We start from the raw sequence: 18,775 nt of genomic DNA on the forward strand, positions 1-18,775 counted from the left end.
GCCCCGTTCAGCGCGGCCGGCTGTCCCAGATCTTCTGCAGGCGCTTGACCGATACCGGCATCGGCGTGCGCAATTCCTGCGCGTACAAGCCCACGCGCAGTTCTTCCAGCAGCCAGCGGAACTCCTCCTGCGCCGGGTCTTCCACACCGGCGCGGCGGCGCGCCTGGCGCTCCCGCTCCCAGGCCTGCGCCAGGCCTTTCCATTCGGCCATCGACTGCGCGTCACGCGCCGGATTGTTGCGGAGTTTGTCCAGCCGCACCGAAGCGCCTTTCAGATAGCGCGGGAAATGCGCCAGCCGCTCCCACGGGAACGCCAGCAGGAAATCCTTCGGCAGCAGCGCCGCCAGTTGCGCCTGGATGTCCGCCACCGCGTCGGGGAAGGTCTTCAAACCTGCCAGACGCTTCTGCAAGGCCGCGTGTTCGGCCAGCAATTGCCCGGTCAGGCGCATGAACTCCTGCGCGACCAGGCTGACACGGGGCTTGGCCTCGGCGCAGCGCCGCGTGAAGCCATCGGCACTGGCCGGCAAGGGTTCGAGCAGGCAGCAGCGGGCCAGCGTCGCTTCGACCAGGCGCGCCTTCAATTCGGTTTCGGTGCCGAAATTCATGTATTGCAAAGCCAGCTCGCGCAGCCCGGGCAGGCGCTCGACCGCCTTCACCTGATCCTTCAGGTTGAGCGCGAACAGCCGCGCCAGGCCGCGCCGATGCACGCGCGCCGCTTCCTCCGGAGTGTCGTAGGGGCGCAGCGACACGCTGTCGCCGTCGTCGTACAGGGCAGGGAAACCGATCACTTCCCGCCCGGCGACGCGCACCTCCAGCAACTCGGGCAGATCACCAAAAGACCAGGCGGTGAAGCCGGAGAGGCTTGGCACCGGGGTTTCGGCCACCGGCACAGAGCTCTCCTGCCCGGCGCGCCCCTGCTCCTCCGTCTTGCCCACCCGATCCTTCGCTGACGCAGCCGTTCGCGCCTCGCCGCCCGTCCGGCCAGCCGCAACATGCTGTGCAGTTTTTCCGCCCCCGGCCATGCCCGCCCCGGATAGCGCCTCCGCCATCGCGCCGCCGATCCTCGCCGCCGAAAACCGTGCCGCCACCTGGTCGCGGAAGCGCGCACGCAGTTCCATCAGGTTGCGCGACTGCCCCATCACCCGGCCGTGCTCATCGACGACGCGGAAGTTCATGAAGCAGTGCGGCTTCAGGTTCTCCGGCCGGAAGCTCTCGAGCGGCAGCTTCAACTGCACGCGCTCCTCGACGAAACGCTGCAGCATCTTCAGCAAGGGCTCGCCGGTATCGAACTCGCCCGCTTCGCAGGCCGCCATGAAGGCCGCCGCGCTGTCGGCCACCGGCTGCAGGCGGTGGCGGTGCTTCTGCGGCACGGTCTTCATCAGCGCCGCGACCTTTTCCTCCAGCAGGCCGGGCACCAGCCATTCGCAGCGGCTGGCGGGAATCTGGTTCAGCATCGCCAGCGGCACCGTCAGCGTCACGCCGTCGTCGGCCTCGCCCGGCTGGTGCAGATAGGCCAGCTTGAGCTTCTGGCCGAGCACTTCCATCGCCGCCGGGAAGCGGTCGGTGGTGACGCCTTCGGCTTCGTGCCGCATCAACTGCTCGCGCGACAGGTGCAGCAGCTTCGGCTCGGCCTTCTCCGCTTTCTTGCGCCAGGCTTCGAAACCGGCGACGTCGCAGACTTCCCCCGGCAGCTTGCTGTCGTAGAAAGCTTCGATCAGCGCCTCATCCACCAGCACGTCGGGACGGCGCGACTTGTGTTCCAGGCGCTCGATTTCCGCCACCAGGCGCTGGTTGTGGGCCAGGAAAGCCATGCCGCGCGCGGCGCCGTCGGCGATCTCGCCCTGCACCAGGCCTTCGCGGATGAAGAATTCGCGGCACAGCGCCGGGTCGATGTCGCGGTAGGCGACACCGCGGCGCGGATAGATCACCAGGCCGTACAGCGTGCCGCGCTCCCAGGCCCGCACCGCGCCGGAGGTCTTCGACCAGTGCGGCTCGAACACCTGCCGCCGCAGCAAGTGGGCACCGACCTCCTCGACCCATTCCGGCTCGATGCGGGCGATGCAGCGGCCGAACAGGCGCGAGGTCTCGACCTGCTCCGCCGCCATGATCCACTTGCCGGCCTTCTTCGCCAGCGCCGAGCCGGGATGCGGCCAGAACTTGATGCCGCGCGCACCGAGATAGGCGCCGGCCTGTTGCCCCGAAGCATCCTCGATCCGGCAGCCGACGTTGCCGAGCAGGCCGGCGAGCAGCGCCTTGTGGATGGCTTCGTAATTGGCCGGCTGGTCGTTTTCCTTCCAGCCGTGCTCGGCGCACAGCGCATGCAGCTGGGCGAACACGTCGCGCCACTCGCGCATCCGCATGGGGTTCAGGAAGTGCTTCTTGCACCAGGCTTTCTGCTTGCTGGACGATTCGTGGCGCTGCACTTCGTCCCAGGCCTTCCACAGCTGCCAGTACCACAGGAACTCGGACTTCTGGTCCTGCTCGCCGCCGCGGAAACGGGCATGGGCCTGGTCGGCCGCGCCTGGGCTGTCCTGCGGGCGCTCGCGCGGGTCCTGCACCGACAGCGCGGCGGCGATCACCAGCACTTCGGCCAGCGCGCCGCGGTCGCGCGCGGCCAGGATCATGCGGCCGATGCGCGGATCGAGCGGCAGCTTCGCCAGCTCGATGCCGCTCGGCGTCAGCCTGCGTTCATCGTCGTCGGTGACCGCACCGAGTTCGGCGAGCAGCGCGTAACCGTCGCCGATCAGGCGCGAGCCGGGCGCGTCGATGAAGGGGAAATCCTCCACCGCGCCGAGCTTCAGCGATTTCATGCGCAGGATCACGCCGGCCAGCGAGGAACGCAGGATCTCGGGATCGGTGTGCGCTTGGCGGCGCTTGAAGTCGTCCTCGTCGTAGAGGCGGAAGCAGATGCCGTCCATGACCCGGCCGCAGCGGCCGGCACGCTGCTGCGCCGCCGACTGGGCGATCTTCTCGATCTGCAGTTGCTCGACCTTGTTGCGCGCCGAATAGCGCTTGACCCGCGCCAGGCCGGTATCGACCACGTAGCGGATGCCGGGCACGGTCAGCGAAGTTTCGGCGACGTTGGTCGACAGCACCACCCTGCGCCCGTTGGACGGCGAAAACACCCGCGCCTGCTCCTGCGCCGACTGGCGCGCGAACAGCGGCAGGATTTCGGTGCCGGGCAGGTGATGTGCCTTTCTCAGCGCCTCGGCGGCCTCGCGGATCTCGCGCTCGCCGGGCAGGAAGACCAGCACGTCGCCCGGGCCGCAGCGCTGCGCCTCATCGACCGCATCGACCAGCGCATCCAGCAGATCGCGGTCGCGGCTCCTGCCGCCATCCTCCCGGCGCCGCTCGCCACGCTCCCCCCTCGTTGCAGCCGGGCGCGCCGCCGTGGCGGCATCCCCGTCGCTTTCCACCGGCCGGTAGCGCAGCTCGATCGGATACAGGCGGCCAGAGACCTCGATCACCGGCGCGGGCCGGCCGGCGGCAGCGGCGAAATGCCTGGCGAAGCGTTCCGCATCCAGCGTCGCCGAGGTCACGATCAGCTTCAGGTCGGGCCGGCGCGGCAGCAGCGTCTTCAGGTAGCCGAGCAGGAAGTCGATGTTCAGGCTGCGCTCGTGCGCCTCGTCAATGATCAGGGTGTCGTAGGCGGCGAGCAGCGGGTCGGTCTGCGTCTCGGCGAGCAGGATGCCGTCGGTCATCAGCTTGACGTGGCTGCGCTCGCCGGTCCTGTCGGTGAAGCGGATCTTGTAGCCCACCGCCTGGCCCAGCGGGCTGTTCAGTTCCTGTGCGATGCGGCTCGCGGTGGCGCGCGCCGCCAGCCGGCGCGGCTGGGTGTGGCCGATCAGGCCGGCCACGCCGCGCCCCAGCGTCATCGCGATCTTGGGCAACTGGGTGGTCTTGCCCGAGCCGGTTTCGCCGCAGACGATGATGACCTGGTGCTCGGCCATCGCCGCCGCGATCTCGTCGCGCCGCGCCGACACCGGCAGTTCGGGCGGGAAGTCCGGCACCGGCAGGGCGGCGCGGCGGGCGGCGAAGGCAGCGCGCGAGCGCTCCAGCAGGGCATCCAGATCGGCCTGCAGGCGGGCATGCCGCTCCTGCGCCTTCGGCTCTGCGCCCGGACCGCGTGCCAGCTCGCGGCTCAGCCGCCGCAGGCGCGGGCGGTCGGCGCTGAGGCAGTCGCCGAAAGCCTCGCCGGGCTTGCGTACTTCGGACGGGCGGCGTGCGCCCCGGTGTTCAGCCCTCATGGATGGACGGTCGTTTTCATCAGGCCGCGCATTATCCCCCGCATCGCCCCCTGCGGGCACGGCGGTGCGACAATGGCGGGGTTTCCGTTCGCCTTCAGCCTCCGTGCCGACCATGACCGCCCGTCCGCTCGCCGCCATCGTCTATGCTCCCACCGACAACATCGAGCTGCTGCTCGCCGAAGCGGTCCGCCGCCTCGCCTCGCGCGGCGTGAAGCTGGGCGGCGTGCTGCAGCACGACATCGCCGACGCCCATGCCACGTCCTGTGGCATGGAGCTCGAGAATCTCGAGACCGGCGAGCGCATCCCGCTGACGCTGGAGCCGGACAACAGCAATTCGGCATCCTGCCGCCTCGACCCCGATGCGCTGGCGCGCGGCGCGGTCGCGGTGCGCGGCGCACTCGGCCGCGGCGCCCAGCTCATCGTCATCAACAAGTTCGCTGCGCAGGAAGTGTCGGGCGCCGGCCTGCGCGACGAGGTCGGCGAAACCATGCTCGCCGGCGTGCCCCTGCTGACCGCGGTGGGAGAGCGCTTCCTCGACGAATGGGCGGCTTTCACCGGCGGCGAATACACCCGCCTGAAGCCCGCGCTCGACGACATCCTGGCGTGGTGGGACGCCGTGCGGGCCGGAGCCTGAGGTGCAGTGCCGCGCCGGCTGCGCTGCCTGCTGCATCGCGCCATCGATCACGTCGCCGATTCCCGGCATGGAAAACGGCAAGCCCGCCGGCATGCGCTGCATCCAGCTCGACGGCGACGACCGCTGCCGCCTGTTCGGCGACCCGCGCCGCCCCGCGGTATGCGGCAGCCTGCAGCCATCGCTCGAGATGTGCGGCAACGGCCGGGCGCATGCACTGCGCTTTCTCGACCGCCTCGAAGCGATGACATCGCCGTGACCCCGGCCGCACTGCAACATTCCCGGCGGTATAATCGCGCGCTCCCTCCCCAGCCCCTCCCGCAGCCGCATGGATCTCCCTCTTCTCCTCGTCGCGCTCATCCTCGGCATCGTCGAAGGCCTCACCGAATTCCTGCCGGTGTCGTCCACCGGCCACCTGATCATCGTCGGCGACCTGCTCGGCTACAACGACGACACCAGCAAGGTGTTCAAGATCGTCATCCAGCTGGCCGCGATCCTCGCCGTGTGCTGGGACTATCGCGAACGCCTGATCAAGGTCGCCGTCGGCCTGCCCACGGAGCCGGCCGCGCAGCGCTTCGTCGGCATGCTGTTCATCGCCTTCCTGCCGGCCGCGGTGCTCGGCCTGATGTTCCATTCCACGATCAAGGGCCTGCTGTTCAACCCGATCACGGTCGCCACCGCGCTGGTGGTCGGCGGCCTGATCATCCTCTACGTGGAAAAGCGCGCCTACCATCCGCGCATCAACGACGTGGACGAGATGGGCTGGGGCGACGCCCTCAAGGTCGGCTTCGCCCAGGCGCTGGCGATGATCCCCGGCACTTCGCGCTCGGGCGCGACCATCATGGGCGGCGTGGTCTTCGGCCTGTCGCGCAAGACGGCGGCGGAGTTCTCCTTCTTCCTCGCCATCCCGACGATGTTCGCCGCCACCGCCTACGACCTGTACAAGAACTGGGACCTGCTGCGGCTGGAAGACCTGCCGGTGTTCGCGGTCGGCTTCGTCGCCTCCTTCGTCGCCGGCATGTGGGCGGTGAAGAGCTTCATCAAGTTCATCTCCAACCACACTTTCATCGCCTTCGCCTGGTACCGCATCGCCTTCGGCCTGTTCGTGCTGGCGACCTGGTATTTCGGCTGGGTGGAATGGTCGGAAATCTGACGGAGACAGCGTGATGATCGTCTACCTGCACGGCTTCCGCTCGGCACCGGCCTCGATCAAGGCCCGGGCGCTGAAGGCGCGCATGATCGAATGCGGACTCGGCGAGTACTTCTGGTGCGAGCAGTTGCCGGTGTCGCCGCGCGCGGCGATCGCGCTGGCCGAAAGCGCCATCGAGCGCGCCCGGGCGGCCGGCCTGACACCGACCGTGGCCGGCAGCTCGCTCGGCGGCTACTACGCCACCTGGCTCGCCGAACGCCACGGCCTGCGCGCGGTGCTGGTCAATCCGGCAGTGGTCGCGCCGCTGTCGCTGGAGGCCTACGTCGGCATCCAGGACAACCTCTACACCGGCGAGCGCTTCGAATTCACCCACGGCCACATCGACGAACTACGCGCGCTCGAAGTGCCCGCCATCACCCGGCCCGAGCGCTACTGGCTGCTCGCCGAAACCGGCGACGAAGTGCTCGACTACCGCCATGCGGTGGAGAAATACGCCGGCGCCCGCCAGACGGTGCTCGAAGGCGGCGACCACGGCTTCTCGCGCTGGAACGACTACCTCGACGCCGTCATCGACTTCGCCGGCCTCGGCGGCGCCCCGCGCTGATCACGGCTTCACCGTACCGGCGCGCACCCTGACTGCTGTCGCACAACGCCCCGCCTGATTTTCGTACGAACGCCCGGCGCCCTCTTCCCCCTTCCGGCACCCATGAACACCTCCGCCATCGAGCAGGCCGAACGGCGCCGCGGCATGCTGGCCGCGCTGGCTGCATTCTCCATCTGGGGCCTGTCGCCGCTGTACTTCAGGGCCGTCGGCAGCATCCCGCCCTTCGAGATCGTCGCCCACCGCATCCTGTGGTCGCTGGCCTTCCTTGCCGGCCTGCTCGCCTTCCTGCCCTTCACCGGCGGCTTCGCGCGCGTCCGCGAAGTCTGCCGCCAGCCGCGCCTGCTCGGCCTGCTGGCGCTCACCGCGCTGCTCACCGGCAGCAACTGGCTGGTGTTCATCTGGTCGATCGACGCCGGCCGCCTGCTCGAAGCCACGCTCGGCTACTTCATCAACCCGCTGGTCAGCATCGCCCTCGGCGCCGCCATCCTCGGCGAGCGCCTGCGCCCGCTGCAGCGCGTCGCGGTGGCGATCGCGATCGCCGGCGTAGCCTGGCGGGTGTGGCAGCTCGGCAGCCTGCCGTGGATCTCGCTCTATCTGGCCGGCACCTTCGGCCTGTACGGCCTGCTGCGCAAACGCGCGCCGATCGAAGCCGTCAGCGGGCTGTTCATCGAAACGCTGCTGGTCGCGCCGCTGGCGCTCGCCGGCCTGGCCTGGATGCATGCCGGCGGCACGCTCGGCTTCGGCAGCGGCGCCGCCGCCGACTGGCTGCTGCCCCTGAGCGGCATCATCACCGCGCTGCCGCTGATGCTGTTCACCGCCGGTGCGCGCCGCCTGCCGCTGGCGACCATCGGCTTCATGCAATACCTCGCCCCCAGCCTCGGCTTCATCATCGCGATCAGGATCTTCCGCGAGCCTTTCGATGCCGGCCAGTTGATCGGCTTCCTGCTGATCTGGACCGCGCTCGCGGTCTATTCGGTGGACATGGTGCGCGCCGCGCGCCGGCCGCGCTGACGTCCCCCGTGCAACCGCCGCGCCGCACGGCGGTCGACACGGCTTTAGGGCAAGCCGCCCGAATCCAGTAAACTACGCAGCTTGCTTTTTTCAGGCGGATGCCGATGTTCGTGCTGTATGAAGAGGACGGGGCCTTCAAGGCCGGCACGATCCTCGCCGACAACCAAGCCACGCTGCAGGTCGAGAACACCCACGGCAAGCGGGTGAAGCTCAAGCGTGCCAACGTGCTGCTCGAATTCCGCGAGCCCGGGCCCGCCGACCTGCTGAGCCGCGCCGAAGCCGGCGCCGAGGAGCTCGACATCGAGTTCCTGTGGGAAGTGTGCGGCGACGACGAGTTCGCCTTCGCCGATTTCGCCGCCGAATACCAGGGCCATCCGCCCAGCGCGGTCGAAGCCGCCACCCTCCTGCTGCGCCTGCATTCGGCGCCGATCTGGTTCCATCGCAAGGGCAAGGGGCGCTTCCGCAAGGCACCGGCCGAGATCCTGCAGGCGGCGCTCGCCGGCCTGGAGAAGAAGCGCCAGCAGGCCGCGCTGATCGAGCACATGCGCGCCGAACTGGTCGAGGGCCGGCTGCCGCCCGAGCTGGCGGCGCTGCTGCCGCAGGCGCTGTACCGCCCCGACCGCAACCGCAACGAGATCAAGGCGCTGGAAGCCGCCTGCGTCGATACCGGGCTGTCGGCCGCACGCCTGCTGCTCAAGTGCGGCGCGCTGGGCTCGAGCTACGACTTCCACTACAAACGCTTCCTGTTCGAGCATTTCCCCGACGGCGCCGATTTCCCCGCCTTCGCCCCGGCGGTGCTGCCGGCCGGGCTGCCGCGCGCCGAGGTCGCCGCGTTCTCGATCGACGACGCCTCGACCACCGAGATCGACGACGCCTTCTCGGTCGTGCCGCGTGCCGAAGGCGGCTGGCGCATCGGCATCCACATCGCCGCGCCGGCGCTGGGCTTCGCCCGCGGCACCGAGCTCGACGCCGTCGCCCGCCGCCGCCTGTCGACCGTCTACATGCCCGGCGGCAAGATCACCATGCTGCCCGACGAAGTGGTGCAGACCTTCACGCTGAGCGAAGGCCGCGACTGCCCGGCAGTGTCGCTGTACCTCGACATCACCCCCGGCCTCGCCATCGTCGGCGAGGAAAGCCGGGTCGAGATGGTGCCCATCGTCGCCAACCTGCGCCATCACGACATCGAGCCGCTGTTCAACGACGACACCGTGCACGGCGACGGCCCGGACTTTCCGTGGAAGCGCGAGCTGACGCTGCTGTGGGATCTGGCAACGGTGCTCGAAGCCGGCCGCGGCAAGGCCGGCGGCAACGAGGACCGCATCGACTTCGGCTTCAGCGTGGACTGGAACCAGGACACCGCCGACGGCCCCGGCTTCGTCAGCATCGGCCGGCGCCTGCGCGGCTCGCCGATGGACAAGCTGGTCGCCGAGTTGATGATCCATGCCAACGTCACCTGGGGCCGCCTGCTCGACGAAGCCGGCGTGCCCGGCCTGTACCGCGCCCAGGGCGGCGGCAAGGTGCGCATGACCACCGTCGCGGCGCCGCACGAAGGGCTGGGCGTGGAGTGCTACGCCTGGTCCAGCTCGCCGCTGCGGCGCTACGTCGACCTGGTCAACCAGTGGCAGATCATTGCCGTGCTGCAGGGCACCGAGCCGGCCTTCGCGCCGAAGTCGGCCGACCTGATGGCGGCGCTGCGCGACTTCGAGCTGACCTATGCCGAATACGCCGAATTCCAGCGCGGCATGGAGCGCTACTGGTGCCTGCGCTGGCTGCGCCAGCACGGCCGCGGCGAAGTCGACGCCACGGTGCTGCGCGAGAACGTCGTACGCCTGAACGAAATTCCGCTGGTGTTCCGGGTGCCGTCGATGCCGCTGCAACTGCCGGGCAGCCAGGTACGGCTGGTGGTGGAGGGCACCGACCTGCTCGATATCGAGGTCGACGCGCGCTTCCTGCGCACCCTGGCCGAACCCGAGCAGCAGGACGAAAGCCAGACCGCGGACGCCTTCGGCCCGCTCTGAGCCCCGGCGATGGCACAGGCCCTCAGCGCTCGCACACCAACGGCCGCCGCCCTGCGCAAGGGCAATCGCCTGCTGGCCGGGGCCTTCGCCGTTTCGCTGGCGGTGCACGCCCTGCTGCTGAGCCTGCAGTTCCGCATGCCGGACGCCAAGCCGGCGGCCAGGGATCCGGGGCTGGCCGTGGTGCTGGTCAACGCCCGCCATGCCCGGGCGCCGGAAAAAGCCGACGTGCTGGCGCAGGCCAACGTCGATGCCGGCGGCACCTCTGAACAGGAAGCCCGCCCCACCTCGCCGCTGCCGCCCCAGCCGGCGCAGCGCGAAGGCGACGCCCTGGTCGAAGCCAAGCAGCGCACGCAGGAACCGGTGCGCGAGCAGAAGCAGGTCATCACCCGCGAGAAATCCCCCGCCAAGGTCGCTGCCGCGCCGGCCAAGGCCGAACAGCCCGCCCCGGCACCGCAGCCCAGCGGCCTGGATCTGCTCGACAGCGCCGCCGCGATCGCCCGCCTCGAAGCGGAGATCGACCGCAAGCTGGACGAAATCGCCAAGCGCCCGCGCAGGACCAGCATCGGCTCCAAGGCCAGGGAATACCGTTTCGCCCAGTACGTCGAGGACTGGCGCCTGAAGGTCGAGCGCGTCGGCACGCTGAACTATCCGGAAGCCGCACGCGGCCGCCTCTACGGCAGCCTGCTGCTGAGGGTGTCGATCAAGGCCGACGGCAGCGTCGAGGAAGTCGTCGTCAATCGCAGCTCCGGGCACAGGCTGCTGGATGACGCCGCCGTGCGCATCGTGCGGATGGCCGCCCCCTACGCCCCCTTCCCGCCCGACATCCGCCGGGATACGGACATCATCGAAATCACCCGCACCTGGACCTTCACCAACAACAATCAGGTTCGCGCCAACTGAGACATCCGCCATGGACCGCTACGCCGTCATCGGCCATCCGATCGCCCACAGCAAGTCGCCGCAGATCCACGCCGCCTTCGCCCGCCAGACCGGGCAGGACATGAGCTACGAGGCCATCCTGGCACCGCTCGACGGCTTCGCCGCCACGGTGCAGGCCTTTCGCGACGGCGGCGGCCGCGGCATGAACGTGACCGTGCCCTTCAAGCTCGAGGCCTTCGCCCTCGCCGACCGCCTCACGGCGCGCGCGCAGGCCGCCGGCGCAGTCAATACGCTGGCCTTCGGCGACGACGGCATCCTCGGCGACAACACCGACGGCGCCGGCCTGGTGCGCGACCTGACGGCCAACCTCGGCTGCACGCTCACGGGCCGGCAAGTGCTGCTGCTGGGTGCGGGCGGCGCCGCACGCGGTGCGCTGCTGCCGCTGCTGGCCGCGGGCCCGGCGGCGCTGACGATCGCCAACCGCACGCTCGCCAAGGCCGAAGCGCTCGCCGCCGCCTTCCTGCCCAACGCGGCAGCGACACGGCTGTCCGCCTGCGGCTTCGACGAACTGGCCGGCCGGCGTTTCGATCTCGTCATCAACGCCACCGCCGCCAGCCTGGCCGACGAAGCGCCGCCGCTGCCGCCCGGCCTGTATGCCGACGGTGCCTTGGCCTACGACATGATGTACGGCCGCGGCGACACGCCGTTCATGGCCGCAGCCCGTGCCGACGGCGCCGCAGGCGTGGCCGACGGCTTGGGCATGCTGGTCGAGCAGGCGGCCGAAAGCTTCACGCTGTGGCGCGGCCTGCGCCCGGACGGCGCCACCGTCCTCGCCGAGCTGCGGCGCCGGCTCGGCGCCGGCTGAAACCGGCATGCCCACCCGGCCCGGCTGGCTCGGAGTGCTCTGGCGCGGGCTGCTCGTGCTCGCGCTGCTGTTGCTGTTCTGGCAACTCGTGCTGTTGACCCAGGTCATCTGGTGGAGCCGCTTCGATCCGGGCAGCACCAGCTTCATGCGCATGCGGCTGGCCGAACTGCGCGAATCCGATCCCGAAGCCACGCTGCGCCACCAGTGGGTCGATTACGAACGCATTTCCATCCACCTGAAGCGCGCCGTGGTCGCCGCCGAGGACGACCGCTTCCTGGACCATGGCGGCTTCGACTGGACGGGCATCCAGCGTGCGCTGGAAAGGAACGAGCAGCGCGGCCGCCTCGCTGCCGGCGGCTCGACGATCTCCCAGCAGCTCGCCAAGAACCTGTTCCTGTCGCCATCGAAGAGCTGGCTGCGCAAGGGCCAGGAAGCCGTGCTGACGGTGATGATCGAGACCACCTGGGACAAGCGCCGCATCCTCGAGGTCTACCTGAACGTGGTCGAATGGGGCAACGGCATCTTCGGCGCCGAAGCGGCAGCGCAACGCTACTACGGCACCTCGGCGGCGAACCTGGGGCCGGCGCAGGCCGCCCGGCTGGCGGTGATGCTGCCCAACCCCCGGCGCTACGAGCACAACTACGGCCCCCGCCTGGCCGCCCACGCCAACCGCATCCAACGCCGCATGCAGGCCTCGCAAGTCCCCTGAGCGGCATTCCCTCGCCGCCATTCGTTGCAATGCAGCAAATTTTCCACGCGACGGTGTACAAGGGTCGCAAGCGTCACATCAAGCCCGTAGAATCCAGGGTTCCGTCCCCCCAGCCGGCAGCCCCCCATGACGCAGGAAGAGGAACTCCATCCCGACGACGTCCAGCAGCACCTGCGCGAAGTGCAGGAGCTGCTCGCACGCCAGAAAGTCGTCGAAGACCTCGTCCACCGCCAGGACATGCCGCGCCACGAACTGGTCGAGACGCTGGTGCACAAGCAGCACGAAGCCGCGCTGCAGACCAAGCTGGACGAACTGCACAACGCCGACATCGCCTACATCCTGGAGGCGCTGCCGCTGGAGGAGCGCCTCTACGTCTGGGATCTGGTCAAGGCCGAGCGCAACGGCGAGATCCTGCTCGAAGTCTCGGACGCGGTGCGCGAATCGCTGATCGAGACGATGGCGCCCGAAGAGCTGAAGGCCGCCGCCGAATCGCTCGACGCCGACGAACTCGCCGACCTCGCGCCCGACCTGCCGCCGGAAGTCATCCAGGACGTCTTCCAGTCGCTCGACACCGAAGGCCGCGAGCAGCTGCGCACGGCGATGTCCTATCCCGAGGACTCGGTCGGCGCACTGATGGACTTCGACATGGTGACGGTGCGCGAGGACGTCAGCCTCGAAGTCGTGCTGCGCTACCTGCGCCGCTTCGACGACCTGCCCGACCACACCGACAAGCTCTTCGTCGTCGATCGCGAAGACCACCTGAAGGGCATCCTGACCCTCGAGACGCTGCTGATCAGCGACCCGGAGCTGGAGGTCGCCGAAGTGATGCGCTCTGAAACGGTGATCAGCTTCACCCCCGAAGACGAGGCCGACGACGCCGCCCAGGCTTTCGAGCGCTACGACCTGGTTTCCGCACCGGTTGTCGATGGCGAGAAGCGCGTGATCGGCCGCCTGACCGTGGCCGACGTGGTCGACTACATCCGCGAGGAGTCCGAGGCGGAAATCCTGAGCAATGCCGGCCTGCGCGAAGAGGAGGACATCTTCGCCTCGGTGTGGGATTCGGTGAAGAACCGCTGGGCCTGGCTGGCGATCAACCTGGTCACGGCCTTCGTCGCCTCGCGCGTGATCGGCCTGTTCGAGGATTCGATCGAGAAGCTGGTGGCGCTGGCCACGCTGATGCCGATCGTCGCCGGCATCGGCGGCAATTCGGGCAACCAGACGACGACGATGATCGTGCGCGCGATCGCGATGGGCCAGGTCGAGCAGTCCGCCATGCAGCGCCTGCTGAAGAAGGAACTGGGCGTGGCGCTGATCAACGGCGTAGTATGGGGCGGGCTGCTGGGCCTGCTGGCATGGTGGCTGTACGATAGCGTTTCGCTGGGCGCCGTGATGACCGGCGCGATGACGCTGAACCTGCTGCTGGCAGCCAGCGCCGGCGTTCTGATCCCGATGCTGCGCCAGCGTCTGGGCGCCGACCCGGCGATCGGCGGCTCGGTGATGATCACCGCGCTCACCGATTCGGGCGGTTTCTTCATTTTCCTGGGGCTGGCGACGCTGTTCCTGCTCTGAGCGGCCATGCCCGCCAGCGCGGCCCCATCGGGAGCAATCCCCTGCGGGAGGTGTCCCGCCCGCAGCGAACAGGAGCTCGACCCGCCATGAATGACGATCCGAATCCCGCCGGCCTCCACCGCCTGATCACCGGGCAGATGGCGGACGCCCTGATCTATGCCGACCGCAACGGCATCATCCGCGTCTGGAACAGCGCCGCCGAGGCGCTGTTCGGCTTTCCGGCCGCCGCAGCCATCGGCCAGAGCCTGGACCTGATCATCCCGGAACGGCTGCGCGCGGCGCACTGGACCGGCTTCGACCGCGCACTGGCGAACGGCGCCACCCGCCTCGGCCGCCGCGCGATGCTGACCCGCGCACAGAACCAGGCGGGCGAAACGATCTACGTGGAAATGAGCTTCGCCGTCGTCGCCGATCCGGCAACGGGCGTGCTCGGCTCGGTGGCGGTGGCCCGCGACGGCACCGCCCGCCGTGAACTGGAGCTCGCCCGGCGCGCGGCTTCCTAAGCCAGCGCCGCGAACACCTCGCGCGCCGTCGCCACGGTCGCGTCGATCTCGGCCTCGCCGTGCGCGGCCGACACGAAGCCGGCTTCGAAGGCGGACGGCGCGAAATAGTGGCCGGCGTCCAGCATGGCGTGGAAGAAACGGCTGAAGCGATCCTTGTCCGCCGCCATCACTTCGGCGAAGGAAGCCGGCACCTTGTCGGCGAAATACACGCCGAACATGCCGCCGACCGAATCGGCGCTGAACGTCACGCCCGCCGCCCGCGCCGCAGCGCTCAAGCCATCGGCCAGGCGCCTGGCGCTGGCCGTCAGGCCCTCGTAGAAACCCGGCTCGCGCGTCAGCTTCAGCGACACCAGGCCCGCCGCCACCGCCACCGGGCTGCCCGACAGCGTGCCGGCCTGGTACACCGCGCCCAGCGGCGCGATCTTTTCCATGATGTCGCGGCGGCCGCCGAAGGCCCCTACCGGCATGCCGCCGCCGATCACCTTGCCCAGCGTGGTCAGGTCGGGCGTGATGCCGTACAGGCCTTGCACGCCCTGCGGGCCGACGCGGAAGCCGGTCATGACCTCGTCGAAGATCAGCACCGCGCCATACTGCGTGCACACCCGGCGCAGGCCTTCGAGGAAGCCGGGGCGGGGCTTGATCAGGTTCATGTTGCCGGCCACCGGCTCGACGATGACGGCAGCGATCTCGCCGCCGCGGGCCTTGAACACATCCTCGACCTGCTGCAGGTCGTTGAAGTCGAGCACGATGGTGTGCTTGGCGAAGTCGGCCGGCACGCCGCCCGAGGACGGGTTGCCGAAAGTCAGCAGGCCCGAGCCGGCCTTCACCAGCAGGCTGTCGGCATGGCCATGGTAGCAGCCCTCGAACTTGACGATCGCGTCGCGGCCGGTGAAGCCGCGCGCGAGGCGGATCGCGCTCATCGTCGCCTCGGTGCCGGAACTGACCAGGCGCACCATGTCGACCGAAGGCAGCAGCGCACAGATCAGTTCGGCCATCTCGATCTCGCCTTCGGTCGGCGCGCCGAAGGACAGGCCTTTCAGCGCCGCCTCGCGCACCGCCTCGACGATCGCCGGGTGGGCGTGGCCGGCGATGGCCGGCCCCCAGGAGCCGACGTAGTCGATGTAGGCCTTGCCGTCGGCATCCCATACGCGCGCGCCCTCCGCCCGTTCGAGGAAGCGCGGCGTGCCGCCGACCGAGCGGAAGGCACGGACCGGCGAATTGACGCCGCCGGGAATGGTCTGCTGGGCACGCTGGAAGAGGGTTTCGTTACGACTGGTCATGGTGCGATCTATCCTGGACTGCATTCGGAAAGGCGCCATTGTCGCGCCCACAGCCCCCCCGGTCCACCACACGGATCAAGAACGCCCTCCCTTGCCGCGGCTTCGCGCACCGGCGCGGCGACGGCAGAAAAGGCGAGCAGCGGGCGAGCGGCGCCGAAAATCAGGGCGAGACGAACAAGGCCCGGTAGGCGGCGGCCCGCGCCGCCGGGTCGGGCGCCGCGAATACGTCGCCGATCACCGCGATCAGGTCCGCGCCGGCGGCGACCACTGCGGCGGCGTTGCCCAGCGTGATGCCGCCGATCGCCGCCACCGGCAAGCCCAGCTCCGCCTTCGCCTGGCCGAGCAGCGAGAACGGCGCGGGCGGCGCGGAAGGCTTGGTGGAGGACGGGAACATGGCGCCGAAAGCGACGTAGTCCACGCCGGCGGCAGCGCCGGCGCGGGCGCGCGACAGGTCGGCGTAGCAGGTCACGCCCAGAATGCAGCCGCTGCCGAGCGCCCGCCGGGCGGCGGCGGGATCGCCGTCGTCGCGGCCGAGATGGACGCCGTCGGCACCGACTTCGAGCGCCAGCGCGAGATCGTCGTTGATGATCAACGGCACGCCCGCCGCACGGCACAGCTCCCGCAGCGCCGCGGCCTGCGTGCGCCGCTGCGCCGCTGCGGCGAGCTTGTTGCGGTATTGCAGCAGTGCCGGCCGGCCGGCCAGCACCTGCGCGGCCAGGGCGACGAGCCGCTCGTCGTCGGTTTCGTCGGGCGTCACCGCATACAGGCCGCGCAAGGCCATGCTCTCACTCATCGCCCTCTCCATCGTTGCCGCTCTTGCCGCGCGCCCAGAAGAAACGGTCGGGCAACGCCCGTCCCATGCCGGCCCGGTAGGCATGGCGCAGCGCCTGCTGGGTGAACTCCTGCGCTTCGCGCACCGCCTCGGGCAGGGCCATGCCGTGCGCCAGCGCCGCCGCAGCGGCGGCCGCCAGCGTGGTGCCGGCGCCGAGGAAGCGCCCGCCGAGACGCGGCCAGACGTCGGTGCGCAAGCTACCTTCTTGCCCGAGCAGGCGATTGACGACCTCGGGCGCGTGCTCGCCGCCGCCGGTCAACAGGATGTATTCGGTGCCGCAGTCGAGCACCCGTTCGATGGCATCGTCGAGCCCCGGCAGTTCGTCGCTGTCGTCGCCGCCATCGGCGACGCCGGCCAGGCGGCACAGCTCGTGCCGGCCGACCACCAGCAGCGTGGTCTGCGGCAGCACCAGGTCGGCCAGCGCCGCGGCCATTTCGTCGCCGGCCTCGCCCAGGTCGCCGGCGGCATACAGCGCCGGCTCGACCACCAGCGGCAGGCCGGGGTAGTCGGACAGTACCTCGGCGATGGCGAGGGCATTGTCGACGCTGCCGCAGAAGCCGAGCTTGAAGCCTTCGACCGGGATGTCCTCGAGCACCGCACGCGCCTGCGCGACGACGATCTCGACATCCTGCGGCCATATTTCGTCGGCGCTGCGCGTATCCCGCAAAAGGGCCGCGGTCTGCACCGGCAGGGGGTGGCATCCCATGCTCGACAGGGTCAGCACGTCGGCCGCGAGGCCGCTGCCGGCCGTCGCATCTCCCGCACCGAAACACAGCACGGCCGGCGGCAAGTCCGGAATTTCAATCGGCATGGGTGAGAAGTCCGCCACGGAAGCGGCATTTAGGAATGGGTTAAGATGCGCCTGATTTTACCCTCAGCCTCAACCTGGGTCGAACCATGGCCGACACTGCTTACAAGACCTGGATGTGCCGGATCTGCGGCTTCATCTACGACGAAGCCGCGGGCCTGCCGGACGAAGGCATCCCGCCCGGCACCCGCTGGGAGGACATTCCGGCCGACTGGACCTGCCCCGACTGCCAGGCCGGCAAGGACGATTTCGAACTGATCGAGATCTGAGCCCCCGGCCCCTCGGCACGATGAACAACCAAGGATGACTTGAATGGACATTGCCGGACTGAAAGTCATGGTCATCGACGACAGCAACACCATCCGCCGCAGCGCCGAAATCTTCCTCGGCCAGGCCGGATGCGAAGTCCTGCTCGCCGAAGACGGCTTCGACGCCCTGGCCAAGATCACCGACCACAAGCCAGACGTGATCTTCGTCGACATCATGATGCCCCGGCTGGACGGCTACCAGACCTGCGCGCTGATCAAGAAGAACGCGCGCCTGACTTCCACCCCGGTGATCATGCTGTCGTCCCGCGACGGCCTGTTCGATCGCGCCCGCGGCCGCATGGTGGGCTCGGACGAATACCTCACCAAACCTTTCACCAAGGACAGCCTGCTCAAGGCCGTCTCGACCCACGCCCGCCGTGACGCGGCGCGCTGAATCCCTTTTCCGCAGGACTTCGACAATGCCGATCAGCACGATTCTCGTGGTGGACGACTCCCCCACCGAACGCCTGGCCCTGCAGGAGCTGCTGTCCCGCGAGGGCTACAAGGTCCTGACCGCCGAATCCGGCGAACAGGCCGTGGAGCGCAGCAAGGCCGACAAGCCCGATCTGATCCTGATGGACGTCGTCATGCCCGGCATGAACGGCTACCAGGCCACCCGCACCATCTCGCGCCACGAGAGCACGCGCAGCATCCCGATCATCCTGTGCACCAGCAAGGGCCAGGAGACCGACAAGATCTGGGGCATGCGCCAGGGTGCCCTGGCCTACCTGGTCAAGCCGGTCGACCACGACGAACTGCTCGCCCGCATCCGGGCCATCGGCTGAGGCGGCCATGGCCAGACGAAGCAGCCTGCGCGAATTCCAGGAACGCCTCGCCCGCCGCCTCGCCGAAGCCCGCACGGCCGACCGCCGCGGCCTGCTCGGCTTCCAGGCGGGCAGCGAGAACTGGCTGATCGACCTCGCCGAGGCCGGCGAGATCCTGCCGCCGCCGCCGCTGGCCGCGGTACCGCTGACGCAGCCCTGGTACCGCGGCCTGGCCAATGTGCGCGGCACGCTGTACGGCGTCGTGGACCTGGCCAGCTTCCACGGCCAGGCGCCGACACCCCTCGGCGGGCGCTCGCGCCTGCTGCTGGCGGGCACCCGGCTCGGCATCCACAGTGCGCTGCTGGTGACGGCGTCGGCCGGCCTGCGCAGCGCCGACGATTTCGAGGCCGACCCTGGCGCTGGCGACGCGCGCCCCTGGGTCGGCAAGCGCCTGCGCGACGCCCGGGGCCATCCCTGGCTGCAGCTCGACGCCGCCAGACTGCTGGCAGCCCCCCGCTTCCTGGACGCCTCGGTCGAATGAATCCTCCGGCCTTCCGCCCGACTCCCGCTTACCCCACGCACATGGTGGAGCACGCAA

19 protein-coding genes are annotated in these 18,775 nt (G+C 69.5%); 15 read left to right on the forward strand and 4 right to left on the reverse strand.

Translation table 11 applies throughout. From position 1 onward, the window contains the following. Positions 1–7: 7 nt before the first annotated feature. Positions 8–4,246: an ATP-dependent RNA helicase HrpA gene (gene hrpA, locus ACNQFN_RS20295; RefSeq protein WP_418647407.1), complete on the reverse strand. Its 4,239-nt coding sequence runs from the start codon at positions 4,244–4,246 to the stop codon at positions 8–10. A gap of 112 nt (positions 4,247–4,358) precedes the next feature. Here hrpA and ACNQFN_RS20300 point away from each other — a divergent pair, with 112 nt between their 5' ends. The 11 genes from ACNQFN_RS20300 (at position 4,359) to ACNQFN_RS20350 (ending at position 14,185) form a co-directional block, all read left to right on the forward strand. Then, positions 4,359–4,880, forward strand: coding sequence for a DUF2478 domain-containing protein (locus ACNQFN_RS20300; protein WP_418647408.1), 522 nt, complete (start codon positions 4,359–4,361; stop codon positions 4,878–4,880). A 1-nt stretch (position 4,881) separates the two neighbouring features. Further along, positions 4,882–5,136: a YkgJ family cysteine cluster protein gene (locus ACNQFN_RS20305; protein WP_068635346.1), complete on the forward strand. Its 255-nt coding sequence runs from the start codon at positions 4,882–4,884 to the stop codon at positions 5,134–5,136. A gap of 69 nt (positions 5,137–5,205) precedes the next feature. Then, positions 5,206–6,030 (forward strand): undecaprenyl-diphosphate phosphatase, encoded by an 825-nt coding sequence (locus ACNQFN_RS20310; RefSeq protein ID WP_068635345.1) that lies wholly within the window; start codon positions 5,206–5,208, stop codon positions 6,028–6,030. A 13-nt stretch (positions 6,031–6,043) separates the two neighbouring features. After that, positions 6,044–6,631 (forward strand): YqiA/YcfP family alpha/beta fold hydrolase, encoded by a 588-nt coding sequence (locus tag ACNQFN_RS20315; RefSeq protein ID WP_068635344.1) that lies wholly within the window; start codon positions 6,044–6,046, stop codon positions 6,629–6,631. Positions 6,632–6,775: 144 nt separating this feature from the next. Beyond that, positions 6,776–7,642, forward strand: coding sequence for an EamA family transporter RarD (rarD, locus tag ACNQFN_RS20320; protein WP_418648941.1), 867 nt, complete (start codon positions 6,776–6,778; stop codon positions 7,640–7,642). A 104-nt stretch (positions 7,643–7,746) separates the two neighbouring features. Beyond that, complete coding sequence (locus ACNQFN_RS20325; RefSeq protein ID WP_068635343.1) at positions 7,747–9,660, forward strand: ribonuclease catalytic domain-containing protein; 1,914 nt, start codon at positions 7,747–7,749, stop codon at positions 9,658–9,660. A 9-nt stretch (positions 9,661–9,669) separates the two neighbouring features. After that, positions 9,670–10,560, forward strand: coding sequence for an energy transducer TonB (locus tag ACNQFN_RS20330; protein WP_068635342.1), 891 nt, complete (start codon positions 9,670–9,672; stop codon positions 10,558–10,560). Between the two features lie 10 nt (positions 10,561–10,570). Continuing rightward, a complete protein-coding gene (gene aroE / locus ACNQFN_RS20335; protein ID WP_068635341.1) occupies positions 10,571–11,404 on the forward strand; it encodes a shikimate dehydrogenase in 834 nt (277 codons plus the stop codon). Between the two features lie 7 nt (positions 11,405–11,411). Further along, on the forward strand, positions 11,412–12,113 hold the full coding sequence (mtgA, locus tag ACNQFN_RS20340) for a monofunctional biosynthetic peptidoglycan transglycosylase (RefSeq protein WP_068635340.1): 702 nt from the start codon (positions 11,412–11,414) through the stop codon (positions 12,111–12,113). A 126-nt stretch (positions 12,114–12,239) separates the two neighbouring features. After that, the gene (gene mgtE, locus ACNQFN_RS20345; protein ID WP_068635339.1) at positions 12,240–13,682 is read left to right on the forward strand and encodes a magnesium transporter; all 1,443 of its coding nucleotides are present in this window, start codon (positions 12,240–12,242) and stop codon (positions 13,680–13,682) included. Positions 13,683–13,768: 86 nt separating this feature from the next. Then, complete coding sequence (locus tag ACNQFN_RS20350; protein ID WP_068635338.1) at positions 13,769–14,185, forward strand: PAS domain S-box protein; 417 nt, start codon at positions 13,769–13,771, stop codon at positions 14,183–14,185. Here the strand turns inward: ACNQFN_RS20350 and hemL are convergent. From hemL to thiD, 3 genes are all read right to left on the reverse strand, one after another. Continuing rightward, positions 14,182–15,465 carry a glutamate-1-semialdehyde 2,1-aminomutase gene (gene hemL / locus ACNQFN_RS20355; protein WP_068635337.1) on the reverse strand — a complete coding sequence of 428 codons (1,284 nt, stop codon included), beginning with the start codon at positions 15,463–15,465 and terminating at the stop codon, positions 14,182–14,184. The two genes, ACNQFN_RS20350 and hemL, sit on opposite strands and share 4 nt — an antisense overlap. Before the next feature lie 160 nt (positions 15,466–15,625). Next, positions 15,626–16,258, reverse strand: coding sequence for a thiamine phosphate synthase (gene thiE / locus ACNQFN_RS20360; protein ID WP_068635336.1), 633 nt, complete (start codon positions 16,256–16,258; stop codon positions 15,626–15,628). Continuing rightward, positions 16,251–17,108, reverse strand: coding sequence for a bifunctional hydroxymethylpyrimidine kinase/phosphomethylpyrimidine kinase (gene thiD / locus ACNQFN_RS20365; RefSeq protein ID WP_174524504.1), 858 nt, complete (start codon positions 17,106–17,108; stop codon positions 16,251–16,253). Before thiD ends, thiE begins: the two co-directional genes overlap by 8 nt. 86 nt (positions 17,109–17,194) lie before the next feature. Here thiD and ACNQFN_RS20370 point away from each other — a divergent pair, with 86 nt between their 5' ends. From ACNQFN_RS20370 to ACNQFN_RS20385, 4 genes are read left to right on the forward strand one after another with little or no spacing between them, the layout of a single operon-like run. Then, positions 17,195–17,374, forward strand: a complete 180-nt coding sequence (locus ACNQFN_RS20370; protein WP_068635335.1) for a rubredoxin — start codon at positions 17,195–17,197, stop codon at positions 17,372–17,374. Between the two features lie 43 nt (positions 17,375–17,417). Further along, positions 17,418–17,807, forward strand: a complete 390-nt coding sequence (pilG, locus tag ACNQFN_RS20375; RefSeq protein WP_068635334.1) for a twitching motility response regulator PilG — start codon at positions 17,418–17,420, stop codon at positions 17,805–17,807. Positions 17,808–17,832: 25 nt separating this feature from the next. Further along, positions 17,833–18,198 (forward strand): response regulator, encoded by a 366-nt coding sequence (locus tag ACNQFN_RS20380; protein WP_068635333.1) that lies wholly within the window; start codon positions 17,833–17,835, stop codon positions 18,196–18,198. Between the two features lie 7 nt (positions 18,199–18,205). Further along, positions 18,206–18,718, forward strand: a complete 513-nt coding sequence (locus ACNQFN_RS20385; RefSeq protein ID WP_068635332.1) for a chemotaxis protein CheW — start codon at positions 18,206–18,208, stop codon at positions 18,716–18,718. Positions 18,719–18,775: the final 57 nt, after the last annotated feature.

This window comes from Thauera butanivorans, assembly GCF_048398245.1.
GTDB lineage: Bacteria > Pseudomonadota > Gammaproteobacteria > Burkholderiales > Rhodocyclaceae > Thauera > Thauera butanivorans.

What these genes read in the sequence shown, in the direction of transcription:
- hrpA (WP_418647407.1), bottom strand. Translation starts at nt 4,246, where the DNA reads ATGAGGGCTGAACACCGGGGCGCACGCCGCCCGTCCGAAGTACGCAAG.
- ACNQFN_RS20300 (WP_418647408.1), top strand. Translation starts at nt 4,359, where the DNA reads ATGACCGCCCGTCCGCTCGCCGCCATCGTCTATGCTCCCACCGACAAC.
- ACNQFN_RS20310 (WP_068635345.1), top strand. Translation starts at nt 5,206, where the DNA reads ATGGATCTCCCTCTTCTCCTCGTCGCGCTCATCCTCGGCATCGTCGAA.
- ACNQFN_RS20315 (WP_068635344.1), top strand. Translation starts at nt 6,044, where the DNA reads ATGATCGTCTACCTGCACGGCTTCCGCTCGGCACCGGCCTCGATCAAG.
- rarD (WP_418648941.1), top strand. Translation starts at nt 6,776, where the DNA reads ATGCTGGCCGCGCTGGCTGCATTCTCCATCTGGGGCCTGTCGCCGCTG.
- ACNQFN_RS20325 (WP_068635343.1), top strand. Translation starts at nt 7,747, where the DNA reads ATGTTCGTGCTGTATGAAGAGGACGGGGCCTTCAAGGCCGGCACGATC.
- ACNQFN_RS20330 (WP_068635342.1), top strand. Translation starts at nt 9,670, where the DNA reads ATGGCACAGGCCCTCAGCGCTCGCACACCAACGGCCGCCGCCCTGCGC.
- aroE (WP_068635341.1), top strand. Translation starts at nt 10,571, where the DNA reads ATGGACCGCTACGCCGTCATCGGCCATCCGATCGCCCACAGCAAGTCG.
- mtgA (WP_068635340.1), top strand. Translation starts at nt 11,412, where the DNA reads ATGCCCACCCGGCCCGGCTGGCTCGGAGTGCTCTGGCGCGGGCTGCTC.
- mgtE (WP_068635339.1), top strand. Translation starts at nt 12,240, where the DNA reads ATGACGCAGGAAGAGGAACTCCATCCCGACGACGTCCAGCAGCACCTG.
- ACNQFN_RS20350 (WP_068635338.1), top strand. Translation starts at nt 13,769, where the DNA reads ATGAATGACGATCCGAATCCCGCCGGCCTCCACCGCCTGATCACCGGG.
- hemL (WP_068635337.1), bottom strand. Translation starts at nt 15,465, where the DNA reads ATGACCAGTCGTAACGAAACCCTCTTCCAGCGTGCCCAGCAGACCATT.
- thiE (WP_068635336.1), bottom strand. Translation starts at nt 16,258, where the DNA reads ATGAGTGAGAGCATGGCCTTGCGCGGCCTGTATGCGGTGACGCCCGAC.
- thiD (WP_174524504.1), bottom strand. Translation starts at nt 17,108, where the DNA reads ATGCCGATTGAAATTCCGGACTTGCCGCCGGCCGTGCTGTGTTTCGGT.
- ACNQFN_RS20370 (WP_068635335.1), top strand. Translation starts at nt 17,195, where the DNA reads ATGGCCGACACTGCTTACAAGACCTGGATGTGCCGGATCTGCGGCTTC.
- pilG (WP_068635334.1), top strand. Translation starts at nt 17,418, where the DNA reads ATGGACATTGCCGGACTGAAAGTCATGGTCATCGACGACAGCAACACC.
- ACNQFN_RS20380 (WP_068635333.1), top strand. Translation starts at nt 17,833, where the DNA reads ATGCCGATCAGCACGATTCTCGTGGTGGACGACTCCCCCACCGAACGC.
- ACNQFN_RS20385 (WP_068635332.1), top strand. Translation starts at nt 18,206, where the DNA reads ATGGCCAGACGAAGCAGCCTGCGCGAATTCCAGGAACGCCTCGCCCGC.